The 18453-nt window shown below is 65.2% G+C and carries 11 protein-coding genes; 1 reads left to right on the plus strand and 10 read right to left on the minus strand.

The window, feature by feature from the left end:
* Positions 1-156: 156 nt before the first annotated feature.
* Both HWE01_RS18035 and HWE01_RS18040 read right to left on the minus strand, forming a co-directional pair.
* The gene (locus HWE01_RS18035; protein WP_008329186.1) at positions 157-519 is read right to left on the minus strand and encodes a hypothetical protein; all 363 of its coding nucleotides are present in this window, start codon (positions 517-519) and stop codon (positions 157-159) included.
* 13 nt (positions 520-532) lie between these two features.
* Positions 533-739 carry a hypothetical protein gene (locus tag HWE01_RS18040; RefSeq protein ID WP_175343491.1) on the minus strand — a complete coding sequence of 69 codons (207 nt, stop codon included), beginning with the start codon at positions 737-739 and terminating at the stop codon, positions 533-535.
* Positions 740-1292: 553 nt separating this feature from the next.
* Here HWE01_RS18040 and HWE01_RS18045 point away from each other — a divergent pair.
* Positions 1293-3485 carry an ATP-binding protein gene (locus HWE01_RS18045; protein WP_241822489.1) on the plus strand — a complete coding sequence of 731 codons (2193 nt, stop codon included), beginning with the start codon at positions 1293-1295 and terminating at the stop codon, positions 3483-3485.
* Positions 3486-3536: 51 nt separating this feature from the next.
* Here HWE01_RS18045 and HWE01_RS18050 read toward each other — a convergent pair whose 3' ends face one another.
* The 8 genes from HWE01_RS18050 to glgX form a co-directional block, all read right to left on the minus strand.
* The gene (locus HWE01_RS18050; RefSeq protein WP_241822490.1) at positions 3537-4724 is read right to left on the minus strand and encodes a hybrid sensor histidine kinase/response regulator; all 1188 of its coding nucleotides are present in this window, start codon (positions 4722-4724) and stop codon (positions 3537-3539) included.
* Complete coding sequence (locus HWE01_RS18055; RefSeq protein ID WP_008329193.1) at positions 4721-5185, minus strand: response regulator; 465 nt, start codon at positions 5183-5185, stop codon at positions 4721-4723. Before HWE01_RS18055 ends, HWE01_RS18050 begins: the two co-directional genes overlap by 4 nt.
* A 49-nt stretch (positions 5186-5234) precedes the next feature.
* Positions 5235-6839, minus strand: coding sequence for a sensor histidine kinase (locus HWE01_RS18060; RefSeq protein ID WP_241822491.1), 1605 nt, complete (start codon positions 6837-6839; stop codon positions 5235-5237).
* A 351-nt stretch (positions 6840-7190) separates the two neighbouring features.
* Entirely contained in the window at positions 7191-8894 is a 1704-nt protein-coding gene (gene pgi, locus HWE01_RS18065) for a glucose-6-phosphate isomerase (RefSeq protein ID WP_241822492.1), read from the minus strand.
* 167 nt (positions 8895-9061) lie between these two features.
* Positions 9062-12019: a malto-oligosyltrehalose synthase gene (treY, locus tag HWE01_RS18070; RefSeq protein WP_241822493.1), complete on the minus strand. Its 2958-nt coding sequence runs from the start codon at positions 12017-12019 to the stop codon at positions 9062-9064.
* Complete coding sequence (malQ, locus tag HWE01_RS18075; protein ID WP_241822494.1) at positions 12019-14289, minus strand: 4-alpha-glucanotransferase; 2271 nt, start codon at positions 14287-14289, stop codon at positions 12019-12021. Before malQ ends, treY begins: the two co-directional genes overlap by 1 nt.
* Entirely contained in the window at positions 14286-16187 is a 1902-nt protein-coding gene (gene treZ, locus HWE01_RS18080) for a malto-oligosyltrehalose trehalohydrolase (RefSeq protein WP_241822495.1), read from the minus strand. Before treZ ends, malQ begins: the two co-directional genes overlap by 4 nt.
* Positions 16184-18451, minus strand: coding sequence for a glycogen debranching protein GlgX (gene glgX, locus HWE01_RS18085; RefSeq protein ID WP_241822496.1), 2268 nt, complete (start codon positions 18449-18451; stop codon positions 16184-16186). Before glgX ends, treZ begins: the two co-directional genes overlap by 4 nt.
* Positions 18452-18453: the final 2 nt, after the last annotated feature.

Below are 18453 nucleotides of genomic sequence, written 5' to 3' on the forward strand. Positions count from 1 at the left end.
GACGGCAAACCAGCCGTCGGCCGCAACCCCGCTCGGCACAAGCGTGAGCGCAGACTTCCTGCTTTCCTACACGAAATTGCGCCACGCACCTACACGCCCATGTCCCTGCACAGGGTGCTTTTTCGCAAAGCCTGCATGTGACTGGCGGGGTGTGATTCAGCTGTCTGAGCGGCTCTTCTTTTTCTGCGCCCGTTCCTCGCGCAGCAGACGGTTCAGTTCGGCCAGCTCCTGCACCGCTTCCTGAGTCAGGATCACCGGTTCATTGGCGCGATAGGCCCGCCCGCCCAGGCGCCCGTTCATGCCGATGTAGGCACGGGCACAGCGGCGCCGGTAAGCCAGGATGTCCTCCTCGCCGTGCAACGGCGGTCCTGCGCTGTCCTGTGCGGGCTCGGGACAGGCCGGCGGCGGTTCGGCGTCCGCCTGGGACTGCGCGGCGATATGGTTGCGATATGCGCTCCAGTCGCCTTGTGCAATGGCGATCAGAGGATCGTAAGGATGGGTGGAATCAGACTTGTCCATGAGGCTACCCTGCTCAAAGATCCGGCGCGGACCGCTTGCGCCAGGCTGGTTGCAACGTCAGCTTGTCCTGTGCGGCACTGCGTCGGGCCCGCACGTGCAGGCGTTCGCATTGCCACTGACCGACCGGGCGCGTCGTCTGGCCGACGCCGCGATCGGTTTCTTCCCTGTGTTTCATCGACAGCATGGGGTGTTCGCTCCCTGATGTACGCCAGGTCGCCATGCTGTCTGCACCTTCTGATGACACTTCATTTTAGCCGCGTGGCGCCAAACTGGAAGAGCTTGATGCAGCGGACGCGCGCATGAATTGTCGTTTCGGCTCGATGACAGCGCAGGACCGGGCTTTCTTTTCCCATGCGGCATCCACGACGGCTGCTCCATCCAGCGACGAGTCCAATGGTGCCGCGTTGTTTCTGCGAGTTTTGGTGATCTTAGAACCAGGTTACGGATGAGTCCTATCGGACGGCGCCCGATTGATTTGTAGGACAAAGCGAAAGAGCCCCCCCCTGACGAGACTAGACGGATCGCCCGGCGGGTAAGGCGACGAATTAATTGTCATGCCGCCTGCGCGCGGGCTTGCGATGACGCCTATAATCAGGCTTTCCCGAAGCCAAGAATGTGCATCATTCTCCGCCGCAGCCCTTGGCTACCGGACCGGAGACACGGGTCTCCCGGATGCCGCTCTCTTCTTCCCCTCCAACTTGCTGGCGCAACCATCGATCATCGATGCGCCGGCAGTTCGATGCCCTGCTGCTGCAGCATCGAGAAAGCAGTGCATGAGCAATCCGTATCACGCAAGCCGCCGGCGACCGGTCGATCTGAGCAATTGTGATCAGGAACCGATCCACATTCCCGGTTCCATCCAGAACCATGGCGCCCTCCTGTGCTTCACGCCCGAGGGCCGGCTGGCCACGCGCAGTGCCAATGCTGCTGCACTGCTGGGCGAGCTGCCCGAGGTCGGACAGCCGCTGGCGGCAGAGCACCTCAATGCCGCGGCCCGTGCAGTGATTCAGTCGGCGCTGCAAGACCGGCAGGGCTATGTCGACTCTCGCATGATCACACTGGATTCCGGGGCCTTCGACCTGGTCACCCACAAGTCCGAGGGTGTGCTCATCGCCGAATTCGAACAGCGTCCCTCGGATGCGCTGTCGCTGGAGGCCTTTGCCCTGGCCGCGCACCAGGCCATCCAGCGCATCCAGCGCCAACCCGGCGTGGAAGATCTGCTGGCCCTGGCCGTGGACGAGATCGCCCGCATCACCGGCTTCGACCGCGTGATGGCCTACCGCTTCCTGCATGACGACAGTGGCGAAGTCATCGCCGAACACAAGCGCGAGGACCTCGAACCCTTCCTCGGCCAGCGCTATCCGGCCAGCGACATTCCGGCCCAGGCGCGGCGTCTGTACGTGATCAATCCGATCCGCCTGATCGCCGACGTGAGCGCGCCCACCGTGGCGCTGGAACCGGACCACAACCCGCTCACCGGCCGTGCGCTGGACCTGAGCCACAGCATGTTGCGCAGCGTCTCGCCCGTGCATGTCGAGTACCTCGGCAACATGGGCGTGGGTGCTTCCATGAGCCTGTCGATCGTGATCGGCGAACGGCTGTGGGGCCTGATCGCCTGCCACCACATGAGTCCGCACCTGGTACCGCACGCGGTACGCATGTCGTGTCAATTGCTCTCGCAATTCGTCAGCGCGCTGGTGGAACGCAATCTCAACGGCGAGCGTGCCCGCGCCCTGGAGCACAGCGCCGACCTGCGCCGCCAGATCGTGGCCCAGGTCACCGACCGGGAAGACATCGTGCTGGCCCTGGCCGCCGATCATGAGGGCTTCCTGCGACTGATGAATGCCCATGGCGGTGCCATTACTCTGGATCGCAAGACCCAGGTATTTGGCAAGGCCCCTACGCGGGAAGGCGTCAACGCCCTCATCAACTGGCTCAACGAAAACGAGCCGGGCGATTATTTTTCCACCAGTGCGCTGGGCGCCGACGTACCGGCACTCAAGGGAGCACTGGGCGATATCTGCGGCGTGCTGGCGGTGCGCTTCTATCGTGAGCAGGACGGCTATGCCTTCTGGTTCCGTACCGAGCAGGTGGAAGACGTGCGCTGGGGCGGCAATCCTGAAAAGAAATACAGCATCGGCCCACTGGGACCCCGGCTGACGCCACGCGGCTCCTTCGCCGTCTGGAAGGAAACCGTACGCGGCAAGAGCCTGCCCTGGGAAAACACCGAAACCGAAATCGCCAGCCAGTTGCGCCTGGACTTCCAGGAAGTGGCGCTGTCCAACGAAAACATGATCAAGCGCGCCCGCGAGACCCTGCTGGCCACGCTGGGCCATGACCTGCGCGATCCGCTGCAGGCCATCATGATGGCCGCGCGCATGATCGAGGTGCGCGAGCATTCGCCTTCAAGCTCCAACCTGAGCAAGCGCATCTCCTCCTCATCGAGCCGCATGCACCGCCTGATCTCCCAGGTGCTCGACATCAGTCGCCTGCAAAGCGGCATGGGGCTGGATATCCAGCGCCGCCCGGTGGACGTGTGCAAGATGGTCACCGAAATCGTCAACGAAGCGCGCATGGCCTACCCCGACAACGAGATCATCCTCGAAGCGGAAGATTGCGGCGAAATCGAGGTCGATGGCGACCGCATCAGCCAGGTGGTCTCCAACCTGCTGTCGAACACGCGCCATCATGGCGAGATCGGCAAGCCCTCGACCCTGATCGTGTTTCGTCGCGACGACATGCTGACCATTTCGGTCTCCAATCATGGCCCGGCGATCCCGGCTGCCGTGCGCGAGCACATGTTCAAGCCCTACAAGAAGGAGTCGATGGGCAACCAGCGCAATGCCCGCGGCCTGGGCCTGGGCCTGTACATCGTCAGCGAAATCATCAGCGGCCATGGCGGCAAGATCGTCGTCCACTGCGACAACCACATCATCACCTTCACGGTCACTCTGCCCATTGTGTAGGGCCAGGGCCTGTTCACATTCAATCTGCGCGAGATTTAACGTGAGCACCCCCTAAGCCAGCGGCAGGCTCACAAAAAAACTGGCCCCCTGTCCGGGACCGGCGCTGGCAGCACGCAGACGCCCCCCGTGCAGCGCCACCAGTCGGCCTGCCACGGCCAGTCCCGGGGCTGCTGTTGATGCGACCATATCGCCCCGGATCGCGCCACTCTCGGGCGCCGACGGAAACAGGCTCTCCAGCTCGGCCGGTGTCAGCCCCCGGCCGCTATCGCGTATCTCCAGTTCGATTGCATGCTCCCTGCGGTGCAGGCACAGCAACACCCGCCCCTGGGGCGGCGTGAAGCGGATGGCATTCATCAGCAGCCGGCCCAGCACTTGCCGCAAGCGCCCGACATCCCCCAGCACGGTCACTGCCGCCGACTCGGCGCGCAAGGCGATCTGCTTGTCCGCTGCGGGGCCCTCGGCAGCCGCGATGGCATCGCGGATCAGCTCGGCCAGGTGCACCGGCGCAGCCGCCAGCGGCACCGTGCCCAACAGGATCCGGTTGCTATCGAGCAGTTCTTCCACCCACAGTGATTGCAGCCTGGCATTGCGGTCGATCACCTGCACGCCCTTCCGCACCGTGGCGGGATCGGCAGCGTGATGCAGCAGATAGCCGGTCCAGCCGAGGATGGCATTGAGGGGCGTGCGCAGTTCGTGTGAGAGCGTAGCAAGGAAGGTTTCGTGTGCGCTGCGCAGGCGTTCGATTTCCGCGCGGTCGGAGGCTGCCGAGGCTCGCAGCATCGCGCACTCCTGTTGCAGCTGTTGCAGCTGTTGCAGTTGCTGCACCCCGTCCCAGGCTTGCCCTGCGGCTTGTGCCTGCCTTTGCTGCGCCAGTACGCGCTGCACGATCTGCGGCAGGTGGTCGAGATAATCGCTGGTCTTGGGCAGCACATCGGCCACGCCTGCCCGCCAGGCTTCGATGATGTGCAATTCGTCCGAAAAGCCCGAGACCATGATGGTCGGAATATCCTTCCCCGCCGCACGCAGACTGCGGAAGAAGTCCAGCCCGCTGTCAGGGGCCTGCAGTTGGTAGTCCACGATGAGCAGGTCAGGAACAGCCTGCTGCACGGCCGCCTGGGCGGACTCGGCATCGGCCACCGCAGTGACGCGGTAGCCCTGCTTCTGGAGGACCCGGCTGGCCAGCGCCAGCAAGCCTTCGTCATCCTCCAGTACCAGCACGTGCGCGCTTGTGATCGTCATCGTGACTCAGGCTCACGCACCACCGCACCCGGCACCGGCAACTTGACCACCTGCAGGAAGAAGCCCAGGCGCCGCACGGCTTCGATGAAGTCATCGTATTCGACCGGCTTGGTGATGTAGACATTGCAGCCCACGTCATAGCAATGCGCGATTTCACGCGGATCATCCGTGGTAGTGAGCATGATGACCGGAATGGCCGCGGTGGCCGCTGCCTGCTTCATGCGTCGCAGCACCTCCACACCATTGACGCGTGGCATGTTCACATCCAGCAGTACCACCACCTGCTGCAGGTCGGCGCGGGCCAGATCGCCGCCAAAGAAGAAATCCAGCGCTTCCTGGCCATCGCGCAGGCGCTGGAAACCGTTGACCAGTCCGGCGCGCCGCAGGTTCTTCTCGACCAGTACCGCATGGCCGTCGTCGTCTTCGACCAGGATGATGTTGACGCTCTGCTCTGTGGCCATCTTGTTTTCCCCTTGTCCGTTGCGTAATCCGTGTTTGTCCGCACCACCTTCAGAACACCGGCGGACGAGCCGGCAAGGCGACATAGAAACAACTGCCCTGGCCCTCGACCGATTCCACCCAGATGCGCCCGCCATGCCGTTCCACCACCCGCTTGACCAGTGCCAGTCCGATGCCCTCGCCCTTGGCGGCATTGCCGTGCAGACGCTGGAAGGCGATGAACATCTTGTCCATGTAGGCCGCGGGAATCCCCAGCCCGTTGTCGCGCACGAAATAGGTCACCAGGCTGGGAGCCGCCACCACGCTGTCGGACTGCGGCACGTGGCCGATGATGATGTGACCGGGGCGGGACGGATCCAGGTAATTGACGGCATTGCCGACCAGGTTGCCCAATACCTGCTCTACCGAAGTCGGATCGCCATAGGCCGGAGGCAGATCGGGCTCGATGTCCACCCGGGCTGACTTGGTACGAATGCTGCCGCTCATCGCCGCGACGATGCGCTGGACGATGGCGTGCATATCCAGCATGACCGGCTGGTATTCCACCCGCCCTGCACGCGAGAGTCGCAACATGGCATCGATGATGCCCGACGAGCGTGTCACTGCATTCTGGATGAAGCGCAGCGATGCCTGGAGGTCGTCCTCGACAAGCGCGCGCAGGCGCTGCCGGTCCGGCTCGGGCAAGGTCAGGCGATCCACTTCGTCCAGCAGCTCGCGCGTGGCATGGCCGATTTCCTTGCTGAAGCCCTGCAGGTTGACCAGCGGCGAACGCAGGTCATGCGAGACGCTGTAGATGAACATCTCGTTGTCCTGGGTCTGCTGGCGCAGGTCGCTGTTGACGTCGGCCAGCTCGCGGGCGCGTTGTTCCAGTTCCTCGCGATACCCCTGGGCCTGGCGGGCGGCTTCGGTGAGGCGTTCGTGACTGCGATGCAGGGCATCGTCAAGCAGGCAGATTTCATCATTGCCGCCCACGCGTGCAGCCAGTGGCTGACCATCGGCCAGGTGGCGGGCATTGGCGGTCAATACCGCGATACGACTGCTGATGCTGCGCGTGAAAGCCAGCGAAGCCAGGGCGGCCGTGACGATGGATCCCAGCACTGCCAGAACCAGCAGCCAGGTCTGCGAATGGCGTGCCTCCTGCAGGCGCTGCTGGCGCGCGGCCCCCAGACGCCGCTCTTCGGACATGAAGTTGCCCAGCAGAACGAGAAATTCGGAGAGCCGGTGCGGTCCCTGCTCATCACGCAACTGGCGGATCAGATCATCGCGCTGGCCTCGCATCAGGCGCTGGCGGGCACCGTCGTCCCAAGCACGGTAGCGTGCGATGGATTCGTGCACCGCGCGCAGGGTATCGCCCTGCACGGGGTTGTCCGCCACCAGGCGCGCCAGTTCGCCAGCCCTGACCTCGATGTCGGCCCACAGGTCGCCCCGGCTGAGCGTATCGGGCTGGTCCAGCAGGACCGCATTGCGGATGCGCGCGGCCTCCAGCAGCATGGGCTCGCGCAGCTCGGCGGCCTTGTTCATCACCTGCAGAGAGTGCGAGGCCCAGCGCTCGGCGTCCTCGGCATCGGCCTGTGACTTGAACAGCGCCCCCAACAGCAGCACTTCAAACAGGCTTGGTATGGCAACGATCAACAAGCCCTTGGTCAGCAATCTCATGTGCGTTCGCCCGCTTCATGATCATTGTTACGGTGCAAAGCCATCGATCAAGCGCCGTCACGTCCCCGAGCGCTCCACGCACATGGGTGGGTAGCTCGGAGCGCAACGGGCCTGACCTGCAGTGCGCCCCCTTCGACATTTCCTTGTTGTTCTGTCCTGCGCACACCCCTGACTGCGCGGTCCTGTTGACCGAAGAGCTGCGGACCTGGCGCGTACTTTCAGGGTAATCGCTTGTTACGTGGGATTATAAACTCACACTATGCCCGCGCGTGCAGACCCTGGCAAGGACCATACACAAGCCCGGCAACGCGCTGTCGGGACGGGGATGCCAGACCTTGGGGGCGCGACGGCTTATGCCGCCCCGGCTGCACCAGCATCCGCCCCCTGGCGGGCACGGTAGAGGCGAATCAGGGCGTTGGTGGAACTGTCATGGTGCAGAGGTTCGGAGGGATCAAGCAACTCGCGCGCGGTACGCCGGGCCAACTGCTTGCCCAGCTCCACCCCCCACTGGTCGAAGGAATCGATATTCCAGATCACGCCCTGAGTGAACACGCTGTGTTCATACAAGGCCACCAGCGTGCCGAGGCTATACGGGGTGAGCTTGTCGAGCAGCATGCTGTTGCTCGGACGGCTGCCAGGGAAGACGCGATGCGGCGTCAGGGCCTCGGGCCCGCCCTCCTCGCGCACCCGCTGCGCGTTCTTGCCAAAGGCCAGCGCCTCGCTCTGGGCAAACATGTTGGCCATGAGCAGGGCGTGATGCTGGCCCAGCGCTTCCTGCGGCTGGCACAAGCCGATGAAATCGCAGGGCACCATCTGCGTACCCTGATGCAGCATCTGGTAGAACGAATGCTGACCGTTGATGCCATTGTCGCCCCAGTACACGGGCGAGGTCTGGTAATCCACGGCATCACCCTGCAGGGTGACCTGCTTGCCATTGCTCTCCATGGTCAGTTGCTGCAGGTAGGCTGGCAGGCGCTTGAGATACTGGCTGTAGGGCAGCACTGCCTGGCTGGCCGCACCGAAGAAATTGGTGTACCACACCGTGAGCATGCCGAGAATGACCGGCAGATTGGCCTCCAGCGGTGCCGTGCGGAAGTGTTCGTCCATGGCATGAAAGCCGGCCAGCATCTCGCGGAATTGCGCGGGGCCGATGGCGATCATGGTGGACAGGCCGATGGCACTGGTCATGGAATAGCGTCCGCCGACCCAGTCCCAGAAGCCGAACATGTTCTGCGGGTCGATGCCAAAGCGGCTGGCCTCTTCGATGTTGGTGGTGACGCCGACGAAATGACGGGCCACGGCGGCGGGCTCGCCCAATTGCCGGACCAGCCAGTCACGCGCGGCACGCGCATTGGTGGTGGTTTCGAGCGTAGTGAAGGTTTTGGAGCAGACGATGAAGAGCGTCTGCTCGGCGGGCAGGCTGCGCACGGTCTCCAGCAGCGCGGCCCCATCCACGTCGGAGAGGAAGTGAAGGGACAGGTCCGATTGCGCATAGGGGCGCAAGGCCTCGCAGGCCATCATCGGGCCGAGGTCGGAGCCGCCGATGCCGATGTTGACCACATGGCGGATGCGACGGCCCGTATGACCGGTCCACTGGCCGCTGCGGACTTGTTGAGCGAAATTCTCCATACGGGACAGCACCTGCTGCACCTGGGCGATCACCTCCTCGCCCTCCACCATCAGCCGGGCGCTGGCCGGCATGCGCAGGGCCGTATGGAGGACCGAGCGCTGCTCGGTGGCGTTGATGCGCTCACCCCGGAACATGGCCTCGATGCGGTCCTGCAGTCCGCACTGGCGGGCCAGGTTCATGAGCAGGGTCATGGTCTGGCTGGTGACCAGGTTCTTGGAATAGTCGAGGTAGATGCCGGCGGCTTCGGCCACCAGGCTCTCGCCGCGCTTGTCATCGGCGGCGAACAGGCGCTCCAGCCGGAAGTGGCGGGCGCTGTATTGATGGTGTTCCTGCAGGGCGATCCAGGCGCTCTTCTCGGTCAGCGACTCGCGCTGGCCATAGGTAAACAGCGGCAGCTGCAGATCGGCGGCGGGCAGCTTGGTCATGTGCAAACTCCTTGTACAACATGGCGGATCCGGCGGACATGCCGGGCTCGCGTCATGGTAGTGGGACGCTGCACTGACATGACATCGGACGGCGGGATATTCGCGTGTAGGAAAAAAGGAAGCCCCCCCCGAACAGCAAGCCGTCAGAGCACTGCGTCACCTCCCCCTCAACTGAGACCGAGCGTCAGCAATTCCACCGGCAGACTACCCAGGATATCGGCTACGGCGATGCTGCCGCCGCGTTCCCCATCCGGCATGGCACATTCGCTCAGTTCGCCCTCGCCACTGGTGAGTACGCTGCGCCAGCGGCGCAGCGTACTCCCTGTGTGGGACAGTGCTTGCGGGAGCGCAATGCGGGTATCCCCCCAAGCCTCGGCAGACACCAGCGGCAAGGCTTCTTCGCGGCGCCCCTCGAAGGACAGCAGATGGGCCGCCAGGCGCGTACAGAGCACCACTGTCGCCTGCCAGTCGCTCTCGTCTTCCTGTTGTCCCGGCAGCAGCCGGGCAAAGGCGATCACATGGCGCGCCAGCTTGCCATGCGTGGCCAGCGGCAGGTAATGGCCGTCAGCGAACAGGTCCGCATGCTCGCGCCGGTACTGCAGCACCGCATGAATCAATTGCTGCTTGGCGCTGCCGCTCTGCCATTGGCGCAATGAAACCGGCCGGCTGATGGCATCGGCCAGCCGCCGCTCACGCAGTGCGAAATCGACCGCCCGGCGATTGTCCGGATCGACCATGCTCAGGTCCCACAGCTCACTACCCTGGTAGAAATCGGGCACGCCCGGCGAGGTCAATTTGAGCATGGTCTGGGACAAGCTGTTGACAGTCCCCAAGGGCGCCAGGCGACGAACGAAATCCTCCAGCTCGGTGAGGAAAGGATGATGGCGCGGATCCAGCCCCGGATCACACAGCAATGCCCGCGTAAAGCGCTCGCAGGCCGCCTCGTATTCGCTCTGCGGCACCACCCAGTCGCTGCGGCGCTTGGCTTCGCGCAGGGCCTTGCGCTGCCAGGCGACGACCCGCTCGGCCAGCTCGCCCAGGGCAATCAGGTCGTCATCGCCGACGCGCATGCCGTCCGGCCAGACGCCCACCAGGGTCTGGTACAGCATGCACTCATCGACCGCATCAATGCCGCCTTGCTGGCCTGACGTGGCGGCCACGATGGGCGCGTTAAGCTGGTGCCAGTGGCGCAGCACGGTGGACCACTCCTCGGCGATCTCGGAGAGGGCCGCCAGGCGCATGCGGGCATCCTCGCCGCGCTTGTGGTCGTGCGTCGCGGTGGCCTGGAGACTGCCCGGCATCTGCCGGGCGCGTCGTGCCGCCAGCTGATGAAAGTGCGAGACCGACATGGCCAGACGGGCCGGTTCGGCCCCTACTTCGTTGCGCGAGAGCAAACGGCCATAGCGATAGAAGGCCGTGTCCTCCATCGACTTGGCCGTCAGCGGCGGAGTCAGTTGCTGGAAGCGGGCGATGGCGCGCAGCTGCAAGGCGCGACGATGGGCATGGCGGCTGTCAAGCAGGAGGTCACCGCCCAGCCAGCCTTCCACCACGTGCAACGTGGCATGATCGGCTGCATGCAGGGTCGTGGCGGCCTTCTGAGCCGTACTGGCCAGCAGTTCGCGCTGCTGCGCCGGCATGCCCTGCTCGTTGGCATAGGTGCGGTACACCGGAAAATGCACCAGCAGCTCGGCCACCGCCCGGCGGATGGACATGAGCGTCAGGTCGCGAGTCTGCGTGGCGCTGCGGGCAAGCTGGTGCAGGCACAGCGTGAGCGCATTGAATTCTGCGGCAAAGTTGCGTGCCAGGAAGCTGCGCCGCGCCTCCTGCACCATACTCGGGAAATGGCACAGCTCGCCCGGTCCGTGACTTTGCAGTTGATCGGCGGTGGTCGGTATGTCGCCGACGATGTCGCGCCAGAGTTCGTCGAGTATCGGCTCGCCTTCGCCATCATGGAGGACGGCAGCGCACTGCTCCATGAATTCATAGCCAGTGGTGCCGTCGAGTTGCCAGCCCGCTGGCAGGGTCTCGTCTCCCGCCAGGATCTTCTCGGCGATCAGATACGGCTCGTGGTCGGGCCGCAGCGCGCGCAGACGCTGGCGCAACTTCAGGCAATAGCGACCCGGGTCGGTGAGGCCGTCGATATGGTCCAGTCGCAGGCCATCGATGATGCCCTCGGCGTAGAGACGGAAGATCTCGGCGTGCATGGCCTCGAAGACGTCTTCGCGCTCCACCCGCATGCCCGCCAGTTCGCTCACTTCGAAGAAGCGGCGCCAGTTGATCTCGTCGGCGGCATTGCGCCAGCAGGCCAGACGATAGTGCTGGCGCTCCAGCAGCTGATGCAGGGCACTGCGGCCATGCGGCTGGCCCGCCGAAAAAGCGCCGAGCGCGGCATCGATGTCGGCCATGACCTCGGGGTCGGCGGCCAGCTGGCGCAATTGCTCGCGGGCGGCTGCGGCATGGCCATCCTTGTCCGGATGCGCGGGATCGATGGCGGCGAAGGCCGCGATCACCTCGCCCAGGCGCGTACTGCCGGCCGTCTCCAGCACGACGGCATGGTCAGTCGGCGCGAGCGGGAAAATGTGCTCATGGTGTGCCACCTGCAATTGGCCCTGATCGGCGTCCAGACGCAGGATCAGTTCGCCCGCTTCCAGCGCTTCGGCATAGGGCTGGCCGAGGAAAGGCAGCAATACCTTGCCATCGAGTGCCGGGTCGGGGCTGTCCCATTGGATATCGAACCATTCGGCGTGGCGACTGTGGCGGCCCCAGCGCAGGACGTCCTGCCACCAGGCATTGTGATGACCCACCGCCATGTGGTTGGGCACGATGTCGACCACCAGCCCCATTCCCTGCGCGCGCAGGCGCTGGTGCAGTTGCAGCAGTCCGGCCTGGCCGCCCAGTTCGGGATTGATGCGGGTGGGGTCGACCACGTCGTAGCCGTGGGTCGAACCGGGGCGCGCCACCAGAATGGGCGAGAGGTAGAGGTGGCTGATGCCCAGGCGGTGGTAATAGTCCACCGTCCGGGCGGCATGCTCGAAGCGGAAATCGCGGTGCAACTGCAGCCGTGCCGTGGCGCGCGGGATGCTGCGGCGCGCGGCGCGGTCCGGCGATAAGGAAGGGGCTGCCATCAGATCTCCTTGGCGATACTACCGCGCACACGGCGCAGGCGCTCCAGCCTGGCCCTGGCGGCATAGGCGCAAAACAGCTGCGGCATGTCCTCGGGCAGGCGACGACGCCAGTTGGGGTGGGGCTCGGTCATGCCGGGCAGGTTGGGTTGCTGGCTCAGGCCGAGGATGTCTTCCACCGGCACCACGGCCAGCGGCGCCGGGGTGGCTGCCACATATTCCAGTGCCGCATCGACGGCGATGGCGCACTCCTGCGGCACATCCGGCAAGCCGGACCCGGCATCGCCTGCGGACGCGGTGCACGCCACTTCCGGCGGCGGCCCGCTGGCCAGGCCCTGCTGCACCAGGGCCTGCCAGAGCTGGCTGCGCTCGTGGTAGCGCTGCTGGCGGGCAGCCGGCAAGCCCTGCTCGAGCTGGCCCAGGTGATCGCGCCAGAGCAGATCGGCAGCAGACCACCAACCGGCCACGGTCGGCAGATCATGCGTCGTCGTCACCGCAATGGCCTGGGGCGACCAGGCCGATGGCGGGAGGAAAGCCTGCTGGTCGCGCTGGAACCAGAGCACACGGATACCGGACACGCCGGCCTCATCGAGCACGGTATCGAAACCGGGCGGCACCGTGCCGAGGTCCTCGCCGATGACCACGGTGCGATGACGCCACGACTCCAGCGCAATCAGGCGCAACATGTCCTGCTGCGGGAAAGATACATAGGCCCCCGCATCGGCATGGCAACCCTGCGGCACCAGCCACAAGCGGTTCAGGCCCAGCACATGGTCGATGCGCACTCCCCCGCCCTGCGCAAACGTGGCGCGCAGCATGGACAGGTAGGCGCGGTAGCCGGACCGGCGCAGGGCCAGCGGCGAGAAAGCGCCCAGCCCCCAGTTCTGCCCTTGCGGGGCCAGACGATCCGGCGGGGCACCCACGGTCAGTCCCGCTGCGATCTCGTCCTGATGGCTCCAGGCCTGGCTGCCGCCGTTGTCGGCCCCGACGGCCAGGTCGGCGATCAGACCGATGGCCATGCCGGCCTGGCGCGCGCTCTCCTGGGCCTGTGCCAACTGGCGCGCGGCCTGCCATTGCAGGAACAGGTGGAAATCAATCTCGCCGGCATGCCCGGCCGCAAAGTCCTGCATTTCCGGCGTATCAGGATGGCGGCCAGCCTCGCCCCACGCTCGCCAGTCGCAGCAGCCGGGCATGCCCTGGCTGCTCAGATGATGGCTGTAGGCTTCAAACAAGGCGTGGGCGCGCAATGCAGCGCCGCCTTCGAGCTGGAAGGCGGCAAAGGCCGCCTGTTGCTTCACATCGTCCGCATGTTCGGTACGAAACAGGGCATACAGGCGACGCAGCAAGGTCATGCGATGGGCACCGGCGCGCGCCCAGTCGATCAGCGTGGCTTGTTGCAGGCGCTCGTGGGCGGAAATCATTTCCGACCCGCCTTCGGCCAGCACCTGAGCCTGGGCGTCGGCACCGAGGATGCCAGCCGGATCGATCAGGAAAGGATTGAGAAACAAGCGGCTGGAGGGCGAATACGGACTGCTGCGGCCGGGGTCGGCAGCAAACATCGCATGCAGCGGCGACATCGCCAGCGCAACGGCCCCGTATTGCGCGGCCATCGGCGCCAGTGCCGCCAGCGCGCCGAAGTGGCCGATACCGCCATCACCATAGACCTTGCGCGCCGGCTTGAGACTGTCGGTGCGCAAGGCATAGACTTGCGCGGCCAGCGCCCAGCCGCGCTCGCGGCCCTGCTCTGCCAGCGCGTCGGCAATGCTGTAGCAGCGCGGTGGTGCGATGGCCAGGGTCAGGATATGCCCCGCCACCAGCAGCCGGTGATAGCCGGGCACGTGGATGGGCGGCAGGGTCGGCGGCGCGTTCAGATCGGACGAAATCAGCAAGGTCAGGCGCGCGCCGTTGTCCAGCTCGACGCGACAGGACAGTCCGTGCAGGCGCGAATGCGCAGGCAGCGGGACAGGCTGGTGCTGCACGCCCGTGAGCAAGGGCGGCAGGTAACCGACGGCGTGCTCGCGGTCCAGCAGCGCCAGGCTGTCATGGCAATCCCCGGGCGTGGCGCAGGGCAGGCCCAGCGCTTCCAGGATGGCCTGCAAGGCCTCGTCGGCGACGACCTGCGGCTGGTCATAGGCATCGATCCAGTGGATCGCGATGCCGGCACGCTCAGCCAAACGATATAAATCGTTTTCAAGCGTGGTCTGCTTGTACAAGGGCGCAGCCGCGGTCGGTGCCACGAGCTCGTCGGTATGCTGGCGCAGGGCGGCGTTCATGCTGTGCTCCCGGGTGCGGTGGCAGCACCCGGCGGCTCTCGCAGTGCCAGGATGGCATGCCCGGGGAAGCTGCCAGCGGCCAGCGCCGCCAGTGCGCCGCCACTGTCGAAGAGCACATCGGCGCCAGCCGGCTGGCTCAACTGGTCCAGGGCCTGTGGCAGCGCGGCTTCATCGAGATTGACGGTGATGTTGAGGACGCTGCCATTGGCCAGCTGCCAGCGGGCATGGACCGCCTTCGGACCGATGGCGCGGGCCTCCAGCGCCCTGGCGCCGCGCAGATAGGGGGCAATATGCAGCTTGCGGATGTGCAGCAGTTCGGCCACACGACGCAGACAGGCCGCCGAACCGGGCGCCGGGCCCGGCTCCGGGATGGAAGAGACGAAGGTGGCAAAACTGTTGGGGTCCGGAATCTGCTCCAGCAATGCGAGATCGGCGAATTGCGGGAAGCGGGCGAACTCGCGTCGGCGCCCTTCACGCACGGCCCTCACCAGCTCTTCATCGCGGTGGCTGGTGAAATACAGGAAGGGTTGCACCGCGCAGAATTCCTCGCCCATGAACAGCATCGGCACCTGCGGTGCCAGCAGGATCAGCGCCTGCGCGGCGTGCAGCGCCAGCGGATGGGCCAGCACGGTGAGTCGCTCACCAAAGGCGCGGTTGCCGATCTGGTCGTGGTTCTGCAGGAAATTGACAAAGGCCGTCGGCGGCAGGTCCGCACTGGGTTCGCCGCGCGGCTCCCCCGAATAGGGCGAGACCTCGCCCTGGTAGACAAAACCCTGTTGCAGACAGCGCGCCAGTTTCTCGGCAGGCGACTCGGCGTAGGCGGCGTAGTAGCCACTGTCTTCACCGGTGAGCAGCACGTGCAGGACGTGGTGCGCATCGTCATTCCACTGCGCATCGTAGACATGAGTGGAACGCTCGCGCACCTGCCCGATCTCGGCCAGGTCCGCCTCGACTTGCACGGCGGCGGTATGGCCCAGCAGGTGGGCGGCATTGCCATCGTGCTCCAGCACCAGATGCACGTGACGCTCGCTGCCGATTTCGGCGCGGATGCGCTGGCCCAGGTTCACCAGCCAGTCCGGTTCGCAGATGGCATGCACGGCATCCAGGCGCAGACCGTCGAAACGGTATTCCTGGAGCCAGTAGAGCGCGTTCCGGGTGAAGAAATCGGCCACCTCGGGGCGGCGGAAATCGATGGTCGCGCCCCACAGCGTATTCATGTCATGGCGGAAGAATTCCGGGGCATAGCTGTGCAGGTAATTGCCATCCGGACCGAAGTGGTTGTAGACCACATCGAGGAACACCATCATGCCCAGCCCGTGGGCGGTATCGATCAGGGCCTTGAGCTGTTCCGGGGTGCCATAGCTGGCATCCGGTGCGAAAGGCAGCACACCGTCGTAGCCCCAGTTGTGGGCACCGGGGAATTCCGCCACCGGCATCAGTTCGATGGCCGTGATGCCCAGCTCGGCCAGTTCGGCCAGGCGTTGCTGGATACCGGCAAAGCCGCCCAGCGCGCCCGGATGCAGTTCGTAGAGCACGGTCTCTTCCCACGGACGGCCCTGCCAGTTCGGATGCTGCCAGAGGAAGGCTTGCGCATCCACCACCACGCTGGGATCGAAGACATCTCCGGCCTGCCCGCGTGAAGCCGGGTCCGGTGCCACCACCTCACCCTGCTCGCGGGTCTGGAACACGTAGCGATACAGGGTGCCCGGATCGCATTCGGTCTCCAGCACATACCACGCCGGGGCGGCTGGATCTTCCGTCCTCATCGGCACACGGCCCCGTCCGATGATCTCCACGGCGACCGCCTCGGCACCCGGTGCCCAGACGCGGAAACGAACCTGGCCGGGGCCAGTGACCTGGGCGCCAAACGGCAGCCTCACGGAAAAGCGGGCACTCATGCGCGTTCTCCCCATTCATTGCGTTTGATCCACTCATTGGCCGCCAGTGGATAGATGGCCGATGACAGGTGCAAGGGCCGGTTGGCAAAGACCTGCAGGGTATGGGCCTGCACCTGCACGCTCGCACTGCCCGCCGTCTTGAGCCGGGCGCCCTCTCCTTCCGGCATGCCGGTCGGCCGGGCACTGTCGAGCAGGAGGAAGTACTCGCCTTGGGTGCGCGGGAAGTGGAATTCGATCGGCTCGTGCCCGGCATTGACGAAAATCATCAGCACATCCGGCTCCACGTCCTGTGCCTCGCCTGCTCCGGCCGCACCGGTGCCGGCCGCGTCATGCAGACGCGAACTCAGCTGCTTGTGCGGTTCCACGCGCTTGCCCGCCAGTTGCAGGGTGATGGCGCGCGCCACCGGATTGTTCCAGTCCTCGCTGGAGACCGGTTGCGCCGCCTCGTCGAACCACGCCACATCCGGCAGACCATCGGCCACGGTCTGCTTGCCGTGCAGGAAGTCGCTGGCGCGCAGCACCTCGAAGTCGCGCCGGATGGCGGTCACCCGGCCGACGAAGGCGGTCAGCGCCGCGCCCTCGGGTGAGCGGGCCTGTTCCCAGTCGATCCAGGAGATCTCGTTGTCCTGGCAGTAGGCGTTGTTGTTGCCGCCCTGGCTGCGATGGAATTCGTCACCGGCCAGCAGCATGGGGGTGCCTTGCGCCAGCAGCGTGGAGGCCAGCATGGAACGCTGCACACAGGCGCGTGTGGCCTGGATGGCGGGATCATCGGTAGCGCCTTCGGCACCCCAGTTGTAGCTGGCGTTGTCGTTGTGGCCGTCGTTGTTGTTCTCGCCATTGGCCTCGTTATGCTTGCCGTTGTAGCTGACCAGGTCACGCAGGGTGAACCCGTCATGCGAGGCGATGAAGTTGACGCTGGCCCAGGGCTTGCGGCGGTTGTGTTCGAACAGTTCAGCCGAACCCAGCATGCGTTGGGCGAAACCACCGCGCATGGCTTCGTCGCCCTTCCAGAACTTGCGCATGTCGTCGCGGAACTTGTCGTTCCATTCGCCGAAACGGGCCGGGTGCTTGCCGAGCTGGTAGCCACCGGGACCGATGTCCCAGGGTTCGGAGATGAGCTTGAGCTTCGACAGCACCGGGTCCTGCAACAAGGCATCGAAGAAACCCGAACCCGGGTCGAAACCGTGCGCCTCGCGCCCCAGTGTGGAACCCAGGTCGAAACGGAAGCCATCGATATGGAAGGACTGCGCCCAGTAGCGCAGCGAATCCATGACCATCTGCAACACGCGCGGGTGCGACAGGTTCAGCGTGTTGCCACAGCCGGTATCGTTGATGTGGTAACGCTCCTGGCCCGGCAGCAGGCGGAAGTAGCTGGCATTGTCCAGGCCACGGAAGGACAGTGTGGGCCCCAGTTCGCTGCCGCAGCTGCTGTGGTTGTAGACCACGTCGAGGATCACCTCGATACCGGCGCTGTGCAGGCGGCGCACTGCCATGCGCAGTTCATTGGGGTCGCCCATGGAGAGGTAGGACGGCTCCGGCGCGAAATAGGCCAGCGTACTGTAGCCCCAGTAATTGGAGAGACCGCGTTCGATCAGGAAGCTGTCCTGCAGGAAGGCATGCACCGGCATGAGTTCCAGCGTGGTCACGCCCAGGCGCAGCAGGTGGTCGATGAAGGCCGGATCGGACAAGGCGGCGAAGGTGCCGCGCTCATGCGGCAGCAGATCCTCGCGCATCCTGGAAATCCCCTTGACGTGGGCTTCGTAGATCACGGTCTTGTTCCAGGGCACTTGCGGCAGACGATCATGTTCCCACACGAAGGCATCATCGGTGACCATGGCCTTGGGCATGGCGGCGGCGCTGTCGCGGCGATCAAAGGACAGATCGGCGCGCGCCGAGTGCAGGCGGTAGCCATAGAGCGCATCGGTCCAGCGCACCTGGCCGACCAGGCGCCTGGCATAGGGATCCAGCAGCAGCTTGTTGGGGTTGAAACGATGGCCCTTGTTGGGCTCGTAGGGACCGTGGGCACGCAAGCCATAGACCAGTCCGGGGGCGGCACCGGGCAGATAGCCGTGCCACACTTCATCGGTGCATTCGGGCAGGGTGATGCGCTTCAATTCGCGCTTGCCGGACGGGTCGAACAGGCACAGGTCCATGCGGGTGGCGTTGGCCGAGAACACCGCGAAGTTGACCCCCAGGCCATCGGAGCTGGCGCCCAGGGGGTAAGGCAGGCCTGGCATCAGGCGATCAGGAAAGGCGACGCTCATTA

This window comes from Herbaspirillum sp. C7C8 (assembly GCF_022627875.1).
Lineage (GTDB): Bacteria > Pseudomonadota > Gammaproteobacteria > Burkholderiales > Burkholderiaceae_D > Herbaspirillum.